The organism is Streptomyces caniscabiei (assembly GCF_014930365.1).
GTDB classification, from domain to species: Bacteria; Actinomycetota; Actinomycetes; order Streptomycetales; family Streptomycetaceae; genus Streptomyces; species Streptomyces caniscabiei.
In genome coordinates this window covers 1-740 of record NZ_JABXWI010000068.1, presented here as the reverse complement: position 1 = coordinate 740, position 740 = coordinate 1, and the positions used below count along the sequence as shown (strand labels likewise).

1 protein-coding gene is annotated in these 740 nt (G+C 67.8%); it reads left to right on the top strand.

The annotated features are described in order from the left end of the window. The coding region (locus HW837_RS48010; RefSeq protein WP_272875598.1) for an acyl-CoA carboxylase subunit beta at window positions 1-740 on the top strand (740 nt) is incomplete at both ends.

Below are 740 nucleotides of genomic sequence, written 5' to 3'. Positions count from 1 at the left end.
CACACGACCGCGGGGAAGCTCGCGGATCTGCAGCGCCGGATCCACGAGGCGACGCACGCCGGCTCCGAGCGCGCGGTGGAGAAGCAGCACGCCAAGGGCAAGCTGACGGCCCGTGAGCGGATCGAACTCCTCCTCGACGAGGACTCCTTCGTGGAGTTCGACGAGTTCGCCCGGCACCGCTCCACCGACTTCGGCATGGAGAACAACCGCCCCTACGGCGACGGAGTCGTCACCGGCTACGGCACCGTCGACGGCCGCCCGGTCGCCGTCTTCTCCCAGGACTTCACCGTGCTGGGCGGTTCCCTCGGCGAGGTCTTCGGCCAGAAGATCATGAAGGCGATGGACTTCGCCCTCAAGACCGGCTGCCCCGTCATCGGCATCAACGACTCCGGCGGCGCCCGCATCCAGGAGGGCGTCATGGCCCTGGGCATGTACGGCGAGATCTTCCGCCGCAACACCCACGCCTCCGGCGTCATCCCCCAGATCTCCCTCGTGGTCGGCCCGTGCGCCGGCGGCGCTGTCTACTCCCCCGCCATCACCGACTTCACCGTGATGGTCGACCAGACCTCGCACATGTTCATCACCGGCCCGGACGTCATCAAGACCGTCACCGGCGAGGACGTCGGCTTCGAGGAACTCGGCGGCGCCCGCACCCACAACGCCACCTCCGGCGTCGCCCACCACATGGCCGGCGACGAAAAAGACGCCATCGAATACGTCAAGCAGCTCCTGTCCTACCT